The following is a 19008-nucleotide window of genomic DNA, read 5'->3' as shown; positions in this document are numbered from 1 at the left end:
GACCGGCTCGCCGGGCCGGGGCAACGTCGCTTCGAAGGGACATACATGGCGAAGATCCTGAGCTTCTCGGATGACGCCCGGCACCATCTGGAGCACGGTGTCAACGCGCTCGCGAACGCGGTAAAGGTCACTCTCGGGCCGCGAGGGCGCAACGTCGTCCTGGACAAGAAATTCGGTGTGCCGACGATCACCAACGATGGTGTGACCATCGCCAAGGAGATCGAGCTCACCAACCCCTACGAGAACCTCGGTGCGCAGCTGGTCAAGGAGGTGGCGACCAAGACCAACGACGTCGCCGGCGACGGGACCACCACCGCCACCGTGCTGGCCCAGGCGATGGTCCGCGAGGGTCTGCGCAACGTGACCGCTGGTGCCAACCCGGCCGGTCTCAAGCGGGGCATCGACGCCGCCGCGGCCAAGGTCTCCGAGGCCCTGCTCGGCAAGGCCGTCGAGGTCTCCGACAAGAAGTCCGTCGCCCACGTCGCGACGATCTCGGCCCAGGACGCCACCATCGGCGAGCTGATCGCCGAGGCGATGGAGAAGGTCGGCCGGGACGGTGTGATCACCGTCGAGGAGGGCTCCGCCCTGCACACCGAGCTGGAGGTCACCGAGGGACTCCAGTTCGACAAGGGCTTCATCTCGCCGAACTTCGTCACCGACGCGGAGGCGCAGGAGTCCGTCCTGGAGGACGCGTACATCCTGATCACCACGCAGAAGATCTCGGCGATCGAGGAGCTGCTGCCGCTGCTGGAGAAGGTCCTCCAGAACAACAAGCCGCTGCTGATCGTCGCCGAGGACGTCGAGGGTCAGGCGCTGTCCACCCTGGTGGTCAACTCGATCCGCAAGACCCTGAAGGTCTGCGCGGTCAAGGCCCCCGGCTTCGGTGACCGCCGCAAGGCGATGCTCCAGGACATGGCGATCCTCACCGGCGCCGAGCTGGTCGCCCCCGAGCTGGGCTACAAGCTCGACCAGGTCGGCCTGGAGGTGCTCGGCACCGCCCGGCGCATCGTGGTCGACAAGGAGAACACCACAGTCGTCGACGGCGGCGGGCAGGCCAGCGAGGTCTCCGACCGGGTCGCCCAGATCCGCAAGGAGATCGAGGCTTCGGACTCCGACTGGGACCGGGAGAAGCTGGCCGAGCGGCTGGCCAAGCTCTCCGGCGGCATCGCCGTGGTCAAGGTCGGCGCGGCCACCGAGGTCGAGATGAAGGAGCGCAAGCACCGCATCGAGGACGCCATCGCCGCGACCAAGGCCGCGGTCGAGGAGGGTACGGTGCCCGGCGGTGGCGCCGCCCTGGCCCAGATCCTGCCGGTGCTCGACGACGACCTCGGCTTCACCGGTGACGAGAAGGTCGGTGTGTCGATCGTGCGCAAGGCGCTGGTCGAGCCGCTGCGCTGGATCGCGCAGAACGCCGGGCACGACGGGTACGTCGTGGTGCAGAAGGTCACCGAGGGCAAGTGGGGCCACGGCCTCGACGCCGCCATCGGCGACTACGTGGACCTGACCGCCTCCGGCATCATCGACCCGGTCAAGGTGACCCGCAACGCGGTCACCAACGCCGCCTCGATCGCCGGCCTGCTGCTGACCACGGAGAGCCTCGTGGTGGAGAAGCCCAAGGAGGCGGAAGCCGCCGCCGCTGGTCACGGCCACGGTCACGGCCACAGCCACCAGCACGGCCCGGGCTTCTGAGCAGTCCGCGACACGGTACGGCGGGTGCGCCGCTCCCCCGGAGCACCCGCCGTACCGCGTGACGACTGTCAGCTGCCGGGCACCTCCCGCCAGGCGACCTCGGGGTCGAGCAGGGGTGTCCAGGAGGGGTGATATTCCGGTGCCCGACGGGCCAGCTCCGACCGCAGGTCGGTGAGGCTCAGGGTGTAGCGCTTGGCCGGGAACCAGTCCGGCCAGGAGTCGTGGCGCCGCTCGACGGTGTAGCCGTCGGTCGTGGTCGCCAGCCGAAGGAAGAACCAACGCCCGTACTGCGGGTGGGTCTCCGCCTTCCGCAACGCGCGTACCGAGTGGGTGATCTCGTCGAACCCCGCCCAGTCGGTCTGCCGCCCGGCGAGGGCACGCGGCGGTCGAGGGCCCGGCTGGGTGCCGAGGCTGCTGTCGGTGACCCCGACGATCAGGGTGCAGCAACCATCCTCGGCGGGCGCCTGTGCGCGTACCAGGTCCACCAGGGCCGCCAACTCCGCTCCCGGCGTCGGCTCGGGCCGTTGCCGCTCCGGCTCCTCGCGCATCGCGGAGCGCACCAACTCCTCGTGGCCGTCCTCACTGAGCACCCGGATCCGGCGGGGCGGGACGATGGTGCCGGCCGGTACCACCGGCGGGGCCCCGCTGCCGGGGGTGATCCCGGCAGCCTGCGCGACCGTCATGGCGGCGGTCAGGTTCACGGTGTCGGCCGGCAGCCGACCCAGTAGCCCGTCCAGGTCCGCCACCTCCAGGGCACCGGTTTCGGCCGCGGCGAGCAGCCGGGTGGCGGCCTCGGCGACCGCCGACCGCTCGGCCGGGTCGTCCCGCTCGTGTTTGCCCCAATCGAAGACCATCTCGCCGAGCTGCTGCCGGGCCCGCTCGGGGTCGAGCACCGCACGGGCGATGGCGAGCAGGCCGTCCGGCAGATCCTCCTCCGGGTACCCCACCCGGGACCAGGTGCCGTTCTCGTACCAGTAGACGAAGCCGAGCTGGTCCTCGCCCTGCCAACGGACCAACTCCGGCCAGGGCAACCAGGCCGGGGCGTCGGCGAGCAGGTCGATCGAGGGCGTGAGGTGCACGGTCTCGCTGTACTCGTGGTCGTAGCCGAAGATCACCGCCCGCCCACCCTCGACGAGGACCAGTCGGCACCAGTTTCCGCCGTGGTCGTCGTGGTGGGCGCCATCGTCGGCACACCTGTGGACATCGTCGACACCCAGGGCGGACAGGGCGCTGGCGAACAGGGCCCAGCGGTTCCAGACCAGTCCGGGCGCGGGGAGATCGAGTGACATCACGCCATGGTGCCGCAAGCACGCTGCCGCGCCCTGAACAGGGCGCGGCAGCGGTGGTTACGGGTGGATCAGGCGACGTTGCGTTGGGTGGGGAGGGTCGACCGGTGGCTGCTGCCCAGCCGGGCCTCCAGCCGGGCCACGTCCACCCGGGTCTGTCGACGGTCGGCGAGATCCTCCCAGCCGACCGCCAGCAGCCGCAGCCGCTCGGATTCGCTGAAGCCGCCCCACACCCCGTACGGCTCCCGCACGGTCAGGGCGTGCGCGGCGCACTCGGCCCGTACCGGGCAGGCGCGGCAGACGGCCTTGGCTCCCGACTCCCGGCGCAGCCGCGACGAGCCCCGCTCGCCGTCTGGGTGGAAGAACTGCGCGCTGTCCCGGCCTCGGCAGGCGCCCAGCCGTTGCCAGTCCCAGAGGTCGACGATGGGTCCGGGAAGTCTACGTACGTTCGACATCAGCACCCCTCCTCTCGCGCGGCACCGCGAGATGCTTGTTGGCCGGCTGTCCGGGTGGCGGGCCGCGCAGGGCACCGTTCCCGGCCTTGAGCCCCCGGTACCCCCACTGTTGTCGGCTCACACGTCTTGTGATCAAAACGCTTCGGCGACTTGGGGCAAATGACCTATCTGTCGGAAAAGTTGGGAGGATTGCCCGGAACCTCCTCCCGAGGATGCCCGGCCATGGTCTGCTCGTCTGCGGAGAGGAGATCGTTGTGCGTACCGTTCTTGTGTGCGTTCGGACGCCGCTCGCTGCACAGCACTTGACTTCCGCAGCGGCGCGGCTGGGGTTGTCCGGTGCTGTCCGGACGGCCGTCTCCGATCCCGAGGTGATGCTGCGACTGGCCGAGCGTCCCGCCGACGTGGTGCTCGCCGACACCGCCCTCACCCGACCGGACAGCGCCGGCTTCGTCCGGCGGGTGCTGGCCCGCGCGCCGCAGGCCGCCGTCCTGCTGCTCGGCATGGAGGAGTCCGAGGCCGCCGCAGCGACCATCCACGCTGGAGCGCGCGGCCTGATCCAGGGCGTCGACCACGACCTGACCAGCGCGGTCGCCAAGGCCCTGCTGCTGTTGGCCGCGCCCGGCCGGGCCAACCGGCACCGGATCGCCGACCCCGCCCGGGACACCGCCACGGTGGGCAGTACCCGGCCGGCACCCAACGGTCGGCCCGCCGGGGAGAGTTCCCCGACCTGGCCGGCCACGGACCCGGCCGGTGGCCCGGCGGTGGTGCCGGTGCAGCGGGGCGAGGACCCGGCCGAGCCGGAGGCCGCGGCCGAGGCGGGCACTGTCGCCCGGCCGCCCCGCGCCGACCGGTCCACGGTCGGGCTCACCGAACGCGAGTTGCAGGTGCTGCTGGGCATGGCCGAGGGCAAGAGCAACGCCGAGATCGGCCGGGAGCTGTTCGTCTCCGAGGACACCGTGAAGACCCACGCCCGACGGCTGTTCCGCAAGCTCGGGGCCCGGGACCGGGCCCACGCGGTGGCCGCCGGCTTCCGAGCCGGCCTGGTCGCCTGACGCCCACTACACCGCCCCGACACGCATCGGCCCGCCGGGCATGCGGTTGCCGGGCATGCGGTTGCCGGGCATGCGGTTGCCGGGCATGCGGTTGCCGGGCATGCGGCTGCCGGGCGTACGCCGGTCGGGTTGTGCTTCCGGGCGCCATGCGGCGGCCGGGCGTGCGTGGGTGTGTGGGGCGGGGCGGGTCAGTCCCGGGAGGTGGCCTCGTCCTCGGTGCCCTCGCTCAGGGTGTCGTGCACCCCGTCGGCGTAGCCGCGCGCGTAGTCCCAGGTGACGTAGTGATCTGGATCCGGGTCGAAGGCCGGTTCGTGCACCCGGGGTCGCCCGGAGCTGAGCAGGTGCCGCAGGTTGCCCCGCAGCAGGTCCCAGTCGAAGTAGTGCGGCTCCCGGCAGTCCTCGCACTCGATGACGAGCCCGCGCACCCCGATCGGTGCGAGCAGTGCCTGGTAGATCTCCAGATCGGCGAGATCCTCCAGTACGTCCTGGCGTTCGACGTCGGTCAGCGGGTCGATCGCGGAGTCGCGGTCAGGGTCGTCCAACCCGGCTGCCGGATCGGCGGGATCACCGGTGAAGGGGTCGATGGGCTCGTCTTGCACCCCCTCACCGTAGACCTAAGCACCCGCCGATGCCCGTCCCCCTTCGCGCAAGGCAGGCCGAAGACGTTGCCTCGCCGGGTGGACCGCCGGACGCGGGTGCCACCGGAGCCACTAGGTACGATGGGGGCGACGCCTTCCTGCCTGGCAGTAGCCGGTGCCGCCAAGCCACCTCACTGAAGCCCGATCGAGCAGCTCAGGAGAGCAATCGTGGAGATTTCGCCCCAGATCGACCTTTCCGCCAGCGCCGAGGCTGGCGAGCTGGGCGGTCATCTGCCCGAGCTGCCCGCGGGCTCGGCCCGGGTGGTGCCCTTGGGGCTGACCTTCGACGACGTGCTGCTCCAGCCCGGCGAGTCGGACGTGGTGCCCAGCCGGGTGAATACCGTCACCCGGTTGACCCGCAACGTCACCCTCTCCATCCCGCTGCTGTCCAGCGCGATGGACACGGTGACCGAGGCCCGGATGGCGATCGCGATGGCCCGCCAGGGCGGCATCGGTGTGCTGCACCGCAACCTCTCCGTGGAGGATCAGGCGCTCCAGGTCGACCTGGTGAAGCGTTCCGAGTCGGGCATGATCACCAATCCGGTGACCGCCAGCCCGGACGACACCCTGCGCGAGGTCGACCAGCTCTGTGGGCGTTACCGGATCTCCGGCGTGCCGGTGGTGGACGCGCAGGGGCAGTTGGTCGGCATCGTCACCAACCGGGACATGCGGTTCGTCTCCGACCCGGCCACCCCGGTCCGCGACATCATGACCCGGTCCCCCCTGGTCACCGCGCCGGTAGGGGTCAGCAAGGACGAGGCGCTGGGTCTGCTGCGCCAGCACAAGGTCGAGAAGCTGCCGATCGTCGACGGTGCCGGCAAGCTGCGCGGGCTGATCACCGTCAAGGACTTCACCAAGAGCGAGCAGTACCCGAACGCCACCAAGGACGACGCCGGTCGACTGCGGGTGGCCGCGGCGATCGGGGTCGGCGAGGACGCCTACAAGCGGGCCCGGGTGCTCGTCGACGCCGGGGTCGACGTGCTGATCGTGGACACCGCCCACGGCCACCAGCGGGCCGTGCTGGAGATGGTCGCCCGGCTGAAGAAGGACGTCGCCATCGACATCGTCGGCGGCAACGTGGCCACCTACGCCGGGGCCAAGGCCCTCGTGGACGCCGGTGCCGACGGGGTGAAGGTGGGCGTGGGCCCGGGTGCCATCTGCACCACCCGGATCGTGGCCGGTGTCGGGGTGCCGCAGATCACCGCGATCATGGAGGCCGCCCGGGCGGCCCGTCCGGCCGGGGTGCCGGTGATCGGCGACGGTGGCATCCAGTACTCCGGCGACATCGCCAAGGCGATGGTCGCCGGGGCCGACACGGTGATGCTCGGCAGCCTGCTGGCCGGCTGCGAGGAGAGCCCCGGTGAGTTGATCTTCGTCAACGGCAAGCAGTTCAAGGCGTACCGGGGGATGGGTTCGCTCGGCGCGATGCAGTCGCGTGGGCAGGCGAAGTCGTACTCCAAGGACCGTTACTTCCAGCAGGACGTGACCAGCGACGAGAAGCTGGTCCCGGAGGGTGTCGAGGGCCAGGTGCCCTACCGTGGGCCGCTGTCCCGGATGGCCCACCAGTTGGTCGGTGGGCTGCGGCTGGCGATGGGGTACGCGGGCGCGGAGAGCATCAGCGAACTGCACCAGCGTGGCCAGTTGATCCGGATCACCGCGGCCGGGCTCAAGGAGAGCCACCCGCACGACATCCAGATGACCGTCGAGGCACCGAACTACCACACCCGCTGACACCCCTTTCGTTGGAAACTGGAGCCCCCCATGCGTGACGTGGTCGAGATCGGGCTGGGCAAGACCGCGCAGCGCGGATACCACCTGGACGACATCGCCATCGTGCCGAGCCGTCGTACCCGGGACGTGGACGACGTCTCCACCGGCTGGCAGTTGGACGCGTACCAGTTCGGCATCCCCTGCGTGGGGCACCCCTCGGACGCGACGATGAGCCCGGCCTCCGCAGTGCGACTGGGCCAGCTCGGTGGCCTGGGGGTGCTCAACGTCGAAGGGTTGTGGACCCGCTACGAGAACCCCAGCAAGGTGCTGGAGGAGCTGGCCGGACTGGACGAGGACGCCCGCGCCACCAAGCGGCTCCAGGAGGTGTACGCCGAGCCGATCCGGCCCGATCTGATCACCGAGCGGGTCCGTGAGCTGCGTGCCGGTGGCGGCACGGTGGCGGTACGGGTCTCCCCGCAGCACACCCTGGCGTTGGCCCCGGTCATCCTCGACGCCGGCGTGGACATCCTGGTCATCCAGGGCACCATCGTCTCGGCCGAGCACGTCTCGACCACGGACGAGCCGCTGAACCTCAAGGAGTTCATCGCCGACCTGGACCTGCCGGTCATCGTCGGCGGCTGCACGGACTACAAGACCGCCCTGCACCTGATGCGTACCGGCGCGGCCGGTGTGATCGTCGGCATCGGTGGCGACGAGTGGTCCACCACCGAGTCGGTGCTCGGCATCCGGGTGCCGATGGCCACCGCCATCGCCGACGCCGCCGCCGCCCGGCGGGACTACCTGGACGAGACCGGCGGCCGGTACGTGCACCTGATCGCCGACGGGGACATCCGTACCTCCGGGGACATCGCCAAGGCTCTCGGCTGCGGGGCGGACGCGGTGATGCTCGGCGAGCCGCTGTCGCTCTGCGACGAGGCCCCGGCCGGTGGTGCCTGGTGGCACTCGGCGGCCAGCCACCCCTCCCTGCCCCGGGGTGCCTTCGAGACCGCCGGTGGTTCCATCGGCTCGATGGAACGTCTTCTCTTCGGCCCGGCCGACGAGCCCGACGGTCAACTCAACCTCTTCGGCGGCCTCCGCCGCGCCATGGCCAAGTGCGGCTACCGCGACCTCAAGGAATTCCAAAAAGTAGGCCTGGTCCTAGACCGCTGACCCCACCCCACCCGCACCCGCACCCGCACCCCTCCGCGCCCTCGCCCCGCGCCCCCTCGCCCCGTCGATCATGCACTTCTGGTCGCCGGTTCGTGGTGGTTCGGGATGGTTCGCCGCGACCGTAAGTGCATGATCGGCGAGGGCTGGCGGCGGTAGGCTCGGCGAGTGACTGGGGTGAACCGGGTGGTTGGGCGGGGGGTGCGGGCGACGGCGGTCGCGGTGGTGGCTGCCGTTGTCCTGGTCGGCTGCACAGGGGACAGTGACGACGGGTTCCGGCCGGGCAGTGTGGACCTCGCCGATCCGTACGCCCCGGGCAGCGGCAACGGTGGCTACGACGTGGACCACTACCGACTGAAGGTGCGCTACGACCCGGCCGAGGACCGGCTCACCGGGCAGGCCGTCGTCACGGCGACCGCCACCCAGAACCTGTCCCGGTTCAACCTGGACCTGACCGGTCTCCAGGTCGATCACGTCACTGTGGACGGTGACGTGGCCGAGCATCGGCAGGACGACGGCGAGCTGATCGTCACCCCTGGCCGGAGACTGAAGAACCTGAGCCGCTTCACCGTCGAGGTGGGCTACGGCGGGATACCCCAGGCGATCGGAGACGGGGTGCTGGGCGGCAGCGGCTTCCACCACACCGACGACGGGGCGATCGCCCTGGGGCAGCCGCACTCGGCGGCCACCTGGTTCCCGGTCAACGACCACCCCTCCGACAAGGCGACCTACGACATCGAGGTGACCGTTCCGCAGGGGCTGGCCGCGCTGAGCAACGGGGTGCCGGGGGAGCGGACCACGGCCGACGGGTGGACGACCTGGCGTTGGGCGGAACGGTCACCGATGGCCAGTTACCTGACCACTCTGGTGATCGGCGACTACCGGCTGAATGTCGCCACCCACGATGGCAAGCCGATGGTCACCGCCGTACCCGCCGCTGTGCCGGCCACCGGTCCGCAGGCCCGGACCCTGTCGCGTACCGGGGAGATCGCCGACTTCCTGGCCGGTCTCTTCGGGCCGTACCCCTTCGAGTCGTACGGCGGGGTGGCGGTGACCGACCCGAGGATCGGGTACGCGCTGGAGACCCAGTCCCGGCCGGTCTACGGGCCGGGCTTCTTCCGCAGCGGCCAGCCCAACTACACAGTGGTCGTCCACGAGGTGGCGCACCAGTGGTTCGGCAACAGCGTGGCCCTGAAGCGGTGGAGCGACATCTGGCTCAACGAGGGCTTGGCCAGCTACGCCGAGTGGCTCTGGACTGAACACGACGGCGGGCGCAGCGCTCAGCAGACCTTCGAGCAGCAGTACGACTGGACGAACTGGTCCCAACCCGCCCTGGATCCCGGCCCCGACCAGATGTTCAGCACCGCCGTCTATCGGCGGGGTCCGGTGGTCGTGCACGCGCTTCGGCGTACCGTCGGTGATGAGGCCTTCTTCCAGATCCTGCGGACCTGGACCAGCGAGCGGCGGGACCGCACCGCTACCACCGAGGACTTCATCGCCCTGGCCGAGCGGATCTCCGGGCGTCAGTTGGGCTCGTTCTTCGACGCCTGGCTGTCCGGGACCACCGCACCGCCACTGCCCTGACCCGCCGCCGCGCCCTGACTGGCCGCCCCGCCCTGACTGGCCGCCCGGCGGCGCAGCGCCCGGCGGACGGCATGCTCCCGGCGCCAACTGTGGCGGACCGTCACGCCGCGAGCCGCCAGACGGTCCGCGACCTCCGGTTCGTCGAGGTCGGCGTAGTGGACGTCCAGGTTGCGCAGTTGCGGTAGTGACTCCAGCGCAGCCGAGGAGCAGAAGCCGGTCAGTCGCAGCACCGACAACCTGGGGTGGCCGGTCAGCGGGGTCAGGTCCAAGGGGGTCGAGCGGTAGCCGTGGCCGTCCAGATCCAACGACTCCAGGCCGGACAGGGCCTGGATGCCCTCCAGCGATGTCACGTTGTAGTCGTCGGACTCACCGCCGGTGTCGATGTCCAGGGTCTTCTCGATGAGCAGGTAGATCTCGTTGCCACCGTCGAAGTACAGGTGGGTGATCGCCGCCGCCTCGGTGGCGGGCACCGCGACGGCGTGCAGCAGGTCCAGCGACCTCGCCAGGCGTGGACCGGGGCCGGGATAGCCGTCGTCCGGGCCGTCCGGCCCGGTCGACTCCACGATCGCCACGAGGTCGGCCGAGTCGAGGGCACCTGAGGTCAGCAGGGCGTTCAGCACGCCGAGGTGCAGGCCACGGTCGGGGAAGACGAGATCCACGATCTTGACCGTATCGCGCTATCGGGGCACCACCAGTTTCGGGTGCTCGGCGAGGAACTCGTCTACCCGGCCGGCCCGCAACTCGGTGAGGAACCGACGACCGGTAGCGGTCAGTTCCTCGCCCCGGTAGGCGTTGCCCCGACCGATCGCCGCCCCAGGCAGGGTGATCGGGGTCAGTGCCTCCGGGGACAACCCACCCAGGGCGTACGCGAACTCCACGATCCGCCGTCCACCGACGTAGAGCAGCATGTCGCCGAGGGCCGCCACCACCCGTTCCACCTGCTCCGGTTGCCGGGCCAGGTCGGTGTCGAGGATCTTGCCGACCAGCGACCGGATCAACTGCTGCTGGTGGCGTTGCCGGGTGTAGTCGCCACCGGGCAGGTAACGCTGGCGGGCGTAGTCCAGCGCCTGCCAGCCGTTGAGGTGTCGGTCCCCGGGCTCGTAGACCATCTGCGGCCCCACGTACCCGCCGACCCCCGGGCCGGGGGAGCGGTGCTTGCCGTCCGGCTGACGATGCCGCGAGACCACCCGCTGCTCGACGGTGATGTCGACGCCGCCGAGACTGTCCACCAACTCGTCGAACCCGCCGAAGGTGAGCACCGCCCCGGCGTCCAGGCGCAGCCCGGTGTACTCGCTGACCACCTGGCTGAGCAGTTCGTACCCCTGGGCGGGGTCGGGTTGCTTCGGCCGGTCCGGGACCCGACTGCCGTAACTCATCGCGTTTGTCAGCTTCGTCCGCCCGCCCCGGTAGCCGGCCGGCTCGAAGGCCGGGATGTCCACCACCAGGTCGCGGGGGAGGGAGAAGAGGTACCCCCGGGACAACCCCGCCGGTACGTGCAGGATGAGCACCGCGTCGGCGTGCGGCTCCCAACCCGGCACGCTGACCCGGGTGTCGATGCCGACCAGCAGCAGGTTGAGCGGACCGGTGATGTCGGCGCCCGGCGGCGGGGCGCTCGGGCTCGGGCTCGGTGGCACCTCGGGCGACCCGGAGCCGGACGGCGCCGCGGTCGGTGTGCTCCGGTCGGTGCCGACGGTCCGGGTGATGACCACCGCACCGACGGCCACCACCGCCACCGTGACCAGAGCGGCCAGCACCAGGGTCAGCCGTCTCCGGTCGACTCCGAGCCCCATCTCTCCCGCCTCCTTCGAACAACTGTCGATCCAACGCCGTGAGGTGGGCTCAGGGTTGCCTCTCGAATCGGCGCAGCCGGCCTGGCTTCGATCTCGCCGGGACCCACCCCCGCCGGGCCTGCCGATCTGGCTGGGCAGCATGATGCCGCCCGCATAGCTGCTGGCGCGAGGGCTACCCGAGAGTAATGATGCCCGTATGCGGTACGACGTGGTCGTCATCGGGTCGGGCTTCGGCGGTAGCGTGGCCGCGCTTCGGCTGGCCGAGAAGGGCTACACGGTCGGGGTCCTGGAGGCGGGCCGGCGGTTCGCCGACGACGAGTTCCCGAAGACCTCCTGGCAACTGCGCAGGTTCCTCTGGGCCCCGAAGCTGGGCTGCTTCGGCCTGCAACGGATCACCCTGCTGCGGGCGGCCGACCGGCGCGCCGGGGGCGGGGTGCTGGTGCTGTCCGGGTCCGGGGTCGGCGGCGGCTCGCTGGTGTACGCCAACACCCTGTACGAACCCCTGGACGCCTTCTACGCCGACCCCCAGTGGCGGGACATCACCGACTGGCGGGCCGAACTGGCCCCGCACTTCGCGCAGGCGAAACGGATGCTCGGGGTGACCACGTACCCCTTCGTCACCCCCGCGGACCGGGCGATGCGGCGGGTGGCCGACCGGCTGGGGGTGGGGGACACCTTCCACGCCACCCCGGTCGGGGTGTACATCGGGCGGCCGGGGGAGCGGGTCGCCGACCCCTACTTCGGGGGTGCCGGGCCGGAGCGTACCGGCTGCACCAACTGTGGTGGCTGCATGACCGGCTGCCGGTACGGCGCGAAGAACACCCTGGTCAAGAACTACCTGTGGCTGGCCGAACGGCTCGGGGTCCGGGTGCACCCGCTGACCACGGTGACCGCCGTGCGGCCTTCCGGCGACGGGTACGCCGTGCACACCGAATGCACCGGCGCCTGGCTGCGCAAGCGCCGGCAGGTGATCCACGCCGACCAGGTGATCTTCGCCGCCGGTGCCCTGGGCACCCAACGCCTGCTGCACGAGATGCGGGAGCGGGGCGCCCTGCCCCGGCTGTCGCCTCGGCTGGGGGAGCTGACCCGTACCAACTCGGAGGCCATCCTCGGCGCCTCGGTGTCCCAACGCCAGGCCCGCGCCAGCGGAGTCGACTACACCGAGGGGGTGGCCATCACCAGTTCCTTCCACCCCGACCCGCAGACCCACATCGAGCCGGTCCGCTACGGCCGAGGCTCCAACGCGATGGGCCTGCTCCAGTCCCTGCTGGTCGACGGCGGGCCACACCGGGTCCGCCGCTGGCTGGGTCAACTGCTGCGGCACCCCGGGCAGACAGCCCGGACCCTGTCGGTGCGGAACTGGTCGACCCGTACGGTGATCGCCCTGGTGATGCAGTCGGCGGACAACTCGCTGACCACCCGGCTGCGGCGCGGCCTGTGGGGTCCCCGACTGGTCGCCGCCCCCGGCCACGGCGAGCCCAACCCGACCTGGATCCCGGTCGGCAACCGGGCGGCCCGACTGCTGGCCGAGGAGATCGGCGGCACCCCCGGCGGTGCCCTGACCGAGCCGTTCGACATCCCGATGACCGCCCACATCCTCGGCGGCGCGGTGATCGGCGCGACCCCGGAGGAGGGGGTCATCGACCCGTACCACCGGGTCTACGGCCACCCCGGCCTGCATGTCGTCGACGGCGCCGCCGTCTCGGCCAACCTGGGCGTCAACCCCTCCCTCACCATCACCGCCCAGGCCGAACGCGCCATGTCCCTCTGGCCCCACAAGAACACCCCCGACCCCCGCCCCCCACTGGGCACCCCCTACAACCCCCTACCCCCCATCCCCCACCCACCCCCTGACAGCCGCACCCACCCCGCAAACCCCGCACCCCGATCTCCTCGTCGATCTTGCACTTTTGGTCGCTGATGCGCGGCTTATATACCTTTCGCCCCGACGAAAAGTGCAAGATCGGCGGGGCGGGGGTGGGGCGGGGGTGGGGTGGGGGTGAGCGGCGAGCGGGGAGTGAGCGGGAGGTGGGGTGGGGGTGGGGGAGGGGGTGACGGTGGGTAGGCTTGCTGCACATGAGCCTGCCGCGTCCTGTCCTGGTGGTCGACTTCGGTGCCCAGTACGCCCAGCTGATCGCCCGTCGAGTGCGTGAGGCCAAGGTCTACTCCGAGATCGTGCCGCACTCCATGCCGGTGGCCGAGATGCTGGCCAAGGATCCGGCCGCGATCATCCTGTCCGGCGGTCCGGCCAGCGTCTACGAGCCGAACGCTCCGCAGGTCGACGACGGGCTGTTCACCACCGGGGTGCCGGTCTTCGGCATCTGCTACGGCTTCCAGGCGATGGCCCGGGCCCTGGGCGGCACGGTGGCACGCACCGGCAACCGGGAGTACGGCGGCACCCCGCTGCGGCCCCGCCTGCTGGACCCCGGGGTGCTGCTCCGGGATCTGCCGGCCGACCTGCCGGTCTGGATGAGCCACGGCGACTGTGTCACCGAGGCGCCGGAGGGCTTCACGGTGACCGCCGAGTCCGCCGGCGCACCGGTCGCCGCCTTCGAGGACTTGGCCGGGCGCCGGGCCGGTGTGCAGTTCCACCCCGAGGTGGGACACACCGCGTACGGGCAGGAGATGCTGACCCGTTTCCTGTACGAGATCGCCGGGATCGAGCCCACCTGGACGCCCGAGAACATCATCGACGAGCAGGTGGCCCGCATCCGCGCCCAGGTCGGTGACAAGGAGGTCATCTGCGGCCTCAGCGGCGGGGTGGACTCCGCAGTCGCCGCCGCCCTGGTGCACAAGGCCGTCGGTGACCAGCTCACCTGTGTCTTCGTCGACCACGGCCTGCTGCGGGCCGGCGAGGCCGAGCAGGTGGAGAAGGACTACGTGGCGGCCACCGGCATCAAGCTCAAGGTGGTCGACGCGACTGACCGGTTCCTCGGCGCGCTGGCCGGGGTGACCGACCCGGAGCAGAAGCGCAAGATCATCGGCCGGGAGTTCATCCGGGTCTTCGAGGCCGCCGCCCGGGAGATCGCCTCGCACGGTGATGTCGAGTTCCTGGTGCAGGGCACCCTCTACCCGGATGTGGTCGAGTCCGGCGGCGGCACCGGCACTGCCAACATCAAGAGTCACCACAACGTCGGCGGGCTGCCGGAGGACCTGAAGTTCGCCCTGGTCGAGCCGCTGCGCACGCTGTTCAAGGACGAGGTTCGTACCCTCGGTCTGCAACTCGGCCTGCCCGAGGCGATGGTCTGGCGGCACCCCTTCCCGGGCCCCGGCCTGGCCATCCGGATCATCGGCGCGGTCGACCAGGAGCGCCTGGACGTGTTGCGCCGGGCCGACTTCATCGCCCGGCAGGAGTTGAGCGCCGCCGGCCTGGACCGGGACGTGTGGCAGTTCCCGGTGGTGCTGCTGGCCGACGTACGCAGCGTAGGGGTGCAGGGCGACGGGCGCACCTACGGTCACCCCGTGGTGCTGCGTCCGGTCTCCAGCGAGGACGCGATGACGGCCGACTGGTCCCGGCTGCCCTACGACGTCATCGCCCGGATCTCCACCCGGATCACCAACGAGGTAGCCGAGGTGAACCGGGTGGTCCTGGACGTGACCAGCAAGCCGCCGGGCACCATCGAGTGGGAGTGAGGCCGACTCACACCGGCGGCTGAGGCGCCGTCCGGGGCTGCGGCTCCGGCGTCACCAGGCCGGACTGGGGCGCCGGTGTGACCAGACCGGGCTGGGACGTCGGTGTCACCGGGCCGGACTGCGGCGTCGGTGCGCCGGGGGCGGGAAAGGGCCACGCCGGGTGCGGGCCTGCCGGTCCGGCAGGGTACGGCGGTCCGGCAGGGTGTGGCGGGCCGCCGGCCGGACCCTGTGGCGCGGGGCCCGCCGGGTGCGGCCAGGCCGGCGCGCTGGCCGGCTCCTCCGGCATCAGGAACCACATGATCGGGTACGCCAGTGCGGCGATCCCGCCGGTGAGCAGGGTGGCGACCGCGAAGACGACCCGGACCAGGTTCGGGTCGACCGCGAAGTAGCGGCCTAGGCCGCTGGCCACCCCGGCGACCATCCGGTCGGTCTTCGGGCGGCGTAGTTGCTTGTACGGGGCCTGGGGTGTGGAAGTCATGCCTCCACGGTCCTCGCCGCGGGGCGCATCGACCTCGGTGACCGCCCGGATCAATACCCTGACTTGCCTCTCAGGGGTAAGTAATCAGTCAGGAATCCGACTCTTTTCCGCAGCCTTAACGGGCCGGAGGGAGAATTTCACCCCGTGACCACCATGCTGGAGCCGCTTCGCAGGATCGCGGCATACGCAGTCTGTACTGATTCGGTAGACCGAGTGTTGCTGGTCCGCGCCTCCGAGCGCTCCGGCACACCTGGTACGTGGTCCCTGCCCGGCGGGGCGGTCGACCACGGCGAGGATCCCAAGCACACCGTCGTGCGCGAGACCGCCGCCGAGACCGGCTTGTCGGTCTCCGTCGCCGGCCTTCATGACGTCCTCGCCGACATGCGGGCGCTGCCCGAACGTGGCATCACCATCCACACCGACCGGCTGGTCTACCAGGTCTCGGTCCGGGGTGGTTCGCTGACCGACCGGGTCGACCGGCCGACCGATCTGGCCCGCTGGTTCACCCGCGAGGAGGCCCGGCAGCTGCCCCTGCGCTCGTTCACCGCCCGGGCCCTGGGGCTGCCGACCTCCTCGGCGGACATCGTGCCCGACGAGCCGCCGGAGTTCCCCTCCTTCTACGCCGTACCGGGCCCGGACGGTCTGCACCGGGCGCAGCGCTTCGCCGCGTACGCGGTGGTCACCGATCCGGATGACCGGGTGCTGTTGACCCGGGTCTCGGACGGCTACCCGGGCGCGGGTTGCTGGCATCTGCCGGGGGGCGGTACGGACTATGGCGAGCAGCCGGGTGCCGCCCTGATCCGGGAACTGGTCGAGGAGACCGGGCAGACCGGGCGCCTGGTCGGGCTGCTCGGGGTTGCCAGTCACCGGGACGCGGCCTCCCTGGGCCCGGAGGGCTACCCGATCGACTGGCACGGGGTACGCGCCTTCTACCGGGTGGTCGTCGACAAGCCGGCTCCCCCCACGGTCGCCGACGTCGGTGGCTCCACCTGTGAGGCTCGCTGGTTCGCCCGCGAGGAACTCGGTGCCCTCCCCACCGACCGGCTCACCGAGGTGACCGCGGAAGCCGTCCAGGCCGCCCGCCTGACCTGACCCCGGCCCACCCACTCCCCGCCCGGCCACACGATCATGAAGTTATTGTCGGGGCACGTCACGACGGGTGGCGACAACTGACCGACAACGGCCGGGCGGCCGGAGGCGGTCGTGGGCGGGAGTCGGTGTGGAGCAGATGCGGCGGGTGGGGGCGTACGGCGTGCTGCGCGACCCCGAGGGGCGGGTGCTGCTGGTACGGGGCTCCGAGCGGGCCGACTTCCCGGGCGTGTGGTCGTTGCCGGGCGGTGGGCTGGAACATGCCGAGCATCCGGCGCAGGCGGTACTGCGCGAGGTGGCCGAGGAGACCGGGCTGGTCGTCGAGGTGGCCGGGTTGCGGTCGGTGGTCGCCGACGTGGTGCCGTACCCCGACCTGGGGGTCGCGCTGCACACCGATCGGGTGCTGTTCGAGTTGACGGCCGTGGGTGGCACGCTGCGCGCCGAACGGGACGGCACGACCGATCTGGCGCGCTGGCTGGCGCCGCAGGAGGCGGCCGGGTTGCCGCTGCTGCCGTTCACCGCCGAGGCGCTGGCCCTGCCGGTCGTACCCCTGCCGTCCGGGGCGCTGCGTCGGCGGGAGCCCTTCGTCGCACCCCAGGCCGCTCGACGGCAGCGCTTCGGGGCGTACGGGTTGGTCACCGACCCCGCCGGGCGGGTGCTGCTGGCGTTGATCGCGGAGGGCTATCCGGGTGCCGGACAGTGGCACCTGCCGGGTGGCGGTACGGATCATGGTGAGCAGCCGGTGACCGCCCTGCTACGGGAACTGGTGGAGGAATCCGGCCAACTGGGTCGAGTGAGCGAGCTCATCGGGCTGGACAACCTGCACAATCCCGCCGCGCTGGGTCCGGAGGGCTACCCGATCGACTGGCACGGCATCCGAGTCGTCTACCGGGTGCAGGTCGACCGCCCGACCGAACCGGAGGTGACCGAGCTGGCCGGTGGCTCCACCGCCCGCGCCACCTGGTTCACCCCTTCCGAGCTGCACGAACTCCCCCTGACGGAGATCGCCGCCGAGGCGCTGAGGGCTGCCCGATGAGTCTCGCCGCCGGGTCCCCGGCGCCTGCTCGGGAGCCCCGGATGACGATCTCCGGTACAGTCGGAGGAAGGGCTGGCGAAGGAAAACGGGCGATGAAGCCCTAGATGGGAACAACTGCCTGGTTCGCGCGGTTAGGGGAGATATAAGCACCACCGGCAGCTATCGCCAATCCCCACTCGCCTATGCGATGGTGTACTCCGCAAAATGGGTTGCCGGGCCAGAAAGGTCCGGCACGAGACAGCCGGACACCCGCCCCGCACAGGCGGCCAGCTGATCCGGTGATGGAGGAAGCGTGCCGAGAGCCCCATGGCGCCGGCGTCGTACTACTGACAGCCCGCGTCCCGCAGGGCGAAACTGGACAGGCCCCCTGCGCCGCAGCGGTAGCCTGGCCCGTCAGGTCCTGCTGGTCCGCGTCGGCCGCCGCGATGGCGAGCTGCACGGCGCGGCCGATGTTCTGCCCGAGCCCCGGTATTCGGACCGTCCCCGCCGTCGCTACGGCCTGAAGCGGTTCCACCGGACCCGGATCGAGGCGATCGCCCCGACCGCCCCGGTCGAAGCCCCGACAGGGGACGAGGCGACAACCGCCCCGGGCGCGCTGCTGCCCGGTGAGCGGACCATGGCGCGTCGGGTGAAGTTCGCCCTGGTCAACGCCTGCACCCTGGCCAGCCTGGTGCTGGGCATCAACGCGATCTTCGTCGCCATGGGCGGGAACGTACGACTCGCCGCCCTGCTGCTCATCGCCTGTGTCGCCTTCGACGGCCTGGACGGGGCGCTGGCCCGCAAGCTCGGCGTCTCCAGCCCCTTCGGCGCCCAGATGGACTCGCTGGCCGACATGTGCTCCTTCGGCCTGGCCGCGCCCGTCGTGGTCTACGCCTCGCTGGCCGGTGAGGTGCCGACCGCTGCCGCCGGGGTGGCCGCCGCCCTCGTCGCGGCCTGCGCGGCGATCCGGCTGGCCCGGTTCAACGTCTCGCCCCAGGACGGCCGCTTCTTCAGCGGGGTACCCACCACGATGGCGGCGGCAGTGCTCGCCCTGATGGTGGTGATCGGCCTGCCGGTGCCCGGCGCGGTGCAGATCGCCGGGGTGGCCCTGCTCGCCTTCACCATGGTCAGCAGCTTCCCGTACGCCAAGCTCGCCCGGCTGGTCAAGCTGCCCCCGTGGGTCTGGCTGGCTCTGGTGATCGGTGCCCTGATCGACGTCCGGCTGACCTTCGGCCTGATCGTGATCGGCTACCTGATCAGCGGGCCGGTGCTCTGGCTGCACCAGCGTCGCACCATCTGATCTCCGTACCGACGAAAAGGGCGCCGCGGTCGACCGCGGCGCCCTTTCTCGGCCTCGATCAGCGCCAGCGGGCGATGACGGTGGCCCCGCCGACCACCTTGTCGCCGGGCCCGACCACCGGG

At 71.2% G+C, this 19008-nt stretch carries 15 protein-coding genes and 1 pseudogene; 10 read left to right on the top strand and 6 right to left on the bottom strand.

All coding sequences use genetic code 11. The annotated features are described in order from the left end of the window. Nucleotides 1-45 precede the first annotated feature (45 nt). Nucleotides 46-1689, top strand: coding sequence for a chaperonin GroEL (gene groL, locus ACLQ2T_RS02835; RefSeq protein WP_425764429.1), 1644 nt, complete (start codon nt 46-48; stop codon nt 1687-1689). A gap of 68 nt (nt 1690-1757) precedes the next feature. Here groL and ACLQ2T_RS02830 read toward each other — a convergent pair whose 3' ends face one another. Continuing rightward, the gene (locus tag ACLQ2T_RS02830; RefSeq protein ID WP_425764428.1) at nt 1758-2978 is read right to left on the bottom strand and encodes a hypothetical protein; all 1221 of its coding nucleotides are present in this window, start codon (nt 2976-2978) and stop codon (nt 1758-1760) included. Nucleotides 2979-3046: 68 nt separating this feature from the next. Further along, nucleotides 3047-3430, bottom strand: coding sequence for a WhiB family transcriptional regulator (locus ACLQ2T_RS02825; protein WP_327024099.1), 384 nt, complete (start codon nt 3428-3430; stop codon nt 3047-3049). Between the two features lie 254 nt (nt 3431-3684). Here ACLQ2T_RS02825 and ACLQ2T_RS02820 point away from each other — a divergent pair, with 254 nt between their 5' ends. Continuing rightward, the gene (locus ACLQ2T_RS02820; RefSeq protein WP_425764427.1) at nt 3685-4482 is read left to right on the top strand and encodes a response regulator transcription factor; all 798 of its coding nucleotides are present in this window, start codon (nt 3685-3687) and stop codon (nt 4480-4482) included. A 188-nt stretch (nt 4483-4670) separates the two neighbouring features. On the opposite strand, the gene ACLQ2T_RS02815 is transcribed toward ACLQ2T_RS02820, so the two are convergent. Then, entirely contained in the window at nt 4671-5081 is a 411-nt protein-coding gene (locus ACLQ2T_RS02815; protein ID WP_327024101.1) for a DUF5319 domain-containing protein, read from the bottom strand. Nucleotides 5082-5288: 207 nt separating this feature from the next. Between ACLQ2T_RS02815 and guaB the strand changes: the two genes are divergently transcribed. The 3 genes from guaB to ACLQ2T_RS02800 all read left to right on the top strand — a co-directional run bounded on the left by guaB (nt 5289) and on the right by ACLQ2T_RS02800 (nt 9581). Beyond that, nucleotides 5289-6851, top strand: coding sequence for an IMP dehydrogenase (gene guaB, locus ACLQ2T_RS02810; RefSeq protein ID WP_425764426.1), 1563 nt, complete (start codon nt 5289-5291; stop codon nt 6849-6851). A 30-nt stretch (nt 6852-6881) separates the two neighbouring features. Then, a complete protein-coding gene (locus ACLQ2T_RS02805; protein WP_425764425.1) occupies nt 6882-8000 on the top strand; it encodes a GuaB3 family IMP dehydrogenase-related protein in 1119 nt (372 codons plus the stop codon). A 174-nt stretch (nt 8001-8174) separates the two neighbouring features. Next, nucleotides 8175-9581 (top strand): M1 family metallopeptidase, encoded by a 1407-nt coding sequence (locus ACLQ2T_RS02800; RefSeq protein WP_425764855.1) that lies wholly within the window; start codon nt 8175-8177, stop codon nt 9579-9581. Here the strand turns inward: ACLQ2T_RS02800 and ACLQ2T_RS02795 are convergent. Continuing rightward, nucleotides 9521-10240 carry a DUF6892 domain-containing protein gene (locus tag ACLQ2T_RS02795; protein WP_425764424.1) on the bottom strand — a complete coding sequence of 240 codons (720 nt, stop codon included), beginning with the start codon at nt 10238-10240 and terminating at the stop codon, nt 9521-9523. The two genes, ACLQ2T_RS02800 and ACLQ2T_RS02795, sit on opposite strands and share 61 nt — an antisense overlap. Before the next feature lie 18 nt (nt 10241-10258). Then, nucleotides 10259-11371 (bottom strand): LCP family protein, encoded by a 1113-nt coding sequence (locus ACLQ2T_RS02790; RefSeq protein WP_425764423.1) that lies wholly within the window; start codon nt 11369-11371, stop codon nt 10259-10261. A 196-nt stretch (nt 11372-11567) separates the two neighbouring features. Here ACLQ2T_RS02790 and ACLQ2T_RS02785 point away from each other — a divergent pair, with 196 nt between their 5' ends. Continuing rightward, complete coding sequence (locus tag ACLQ2T_RS02785; protein WP_425764422.1) at nt 11568-13292, top strand: FAD-dependent oxidoreductase; 1725 nt, start codon at nt 11568-11570, stop codon at nt 13290-13292. 155 nt (nt 13293-13447) lie between these two features. Then, entirely contained in the window at nt 13448-15004 is a 1557-nt protein-coding gene (gene guaA, locus ACLQ2T_RS02780; protein WP_425764421.1) for a glutamine-hydrolyzing GMP synthase, read from the top strand. A gap of 175 nt (nt 15005-15179) precedes the next feature. Here the strand turns inward: guaA and ACLQ2T_RS02775 are convergent. Further along, nucleotides 15180-15482: pseudogene (locus tag ACLQ2T_RS02775) on the bottom strand (PspC domain-containing protein); the annotation flags it as partial. A gap of 144 nt (nt 15483-15626) precedes the next feature. Between ACLQ2T_RS02775 and ACLQ2T_RS02770 the strand changes: the two are divergent. The 3 genes from ACLQ2T_RS02770 (at nt 15627) to ACLQ2T_RS02760 (ending at nt 18886) form a co-directional block, all read left to right on the top strand. Next, complete coding sequence (locus tag ACLQ2T_RS02770) at nt 15627-16574, top strand: NUDIX hydrolase (protein ID WP_327024108.1); 948 nt, start codon at nt 15627-15629, stop codon at nt 16572-16574. A gap of 127 nt (nt 16575-16701) precedes the next feature. After that, nucleotides 16702-17607 (top strand): NUDIX hydrolase, encoded by a 906-nt coding sequence (locus ACLQ2T_RS02765; protein WP_425764420.1) that lies wholly within the window; start codon nt 16702-16704, stop codon nt 17605-17607. Between the two features lie 367 nt (nt 17608-17974). Then, on the top strand, nt 17975-18886 hold the full coding sequence (locus ACLQ2T_RS02760) for a CDP-alcohol phosphatidyltransferase family protein (RefSeq protein ID WP_425764854.1): 912 nt from the start codon (nt 17975-17977) through the stop codon (nt 18884-18886). The last annotated feature ends 122 nt before the right edge of the window (nt 18887-19008 follow it).

This window comes from Micromonospora sp. DT229, assembly GCF_049844505.1.
Classification (GTDB): domain Bacteria; phylum Actinomycetota; class Actinomycetes; order Mycobacteriales; family Micromonosporaceae; genus Micromonospora.
The sequence above is the reverse complement of the archived record's forward strand: the minus strand, read 5'-3'. Positions and strand labels throughout refer to the sequence as shown.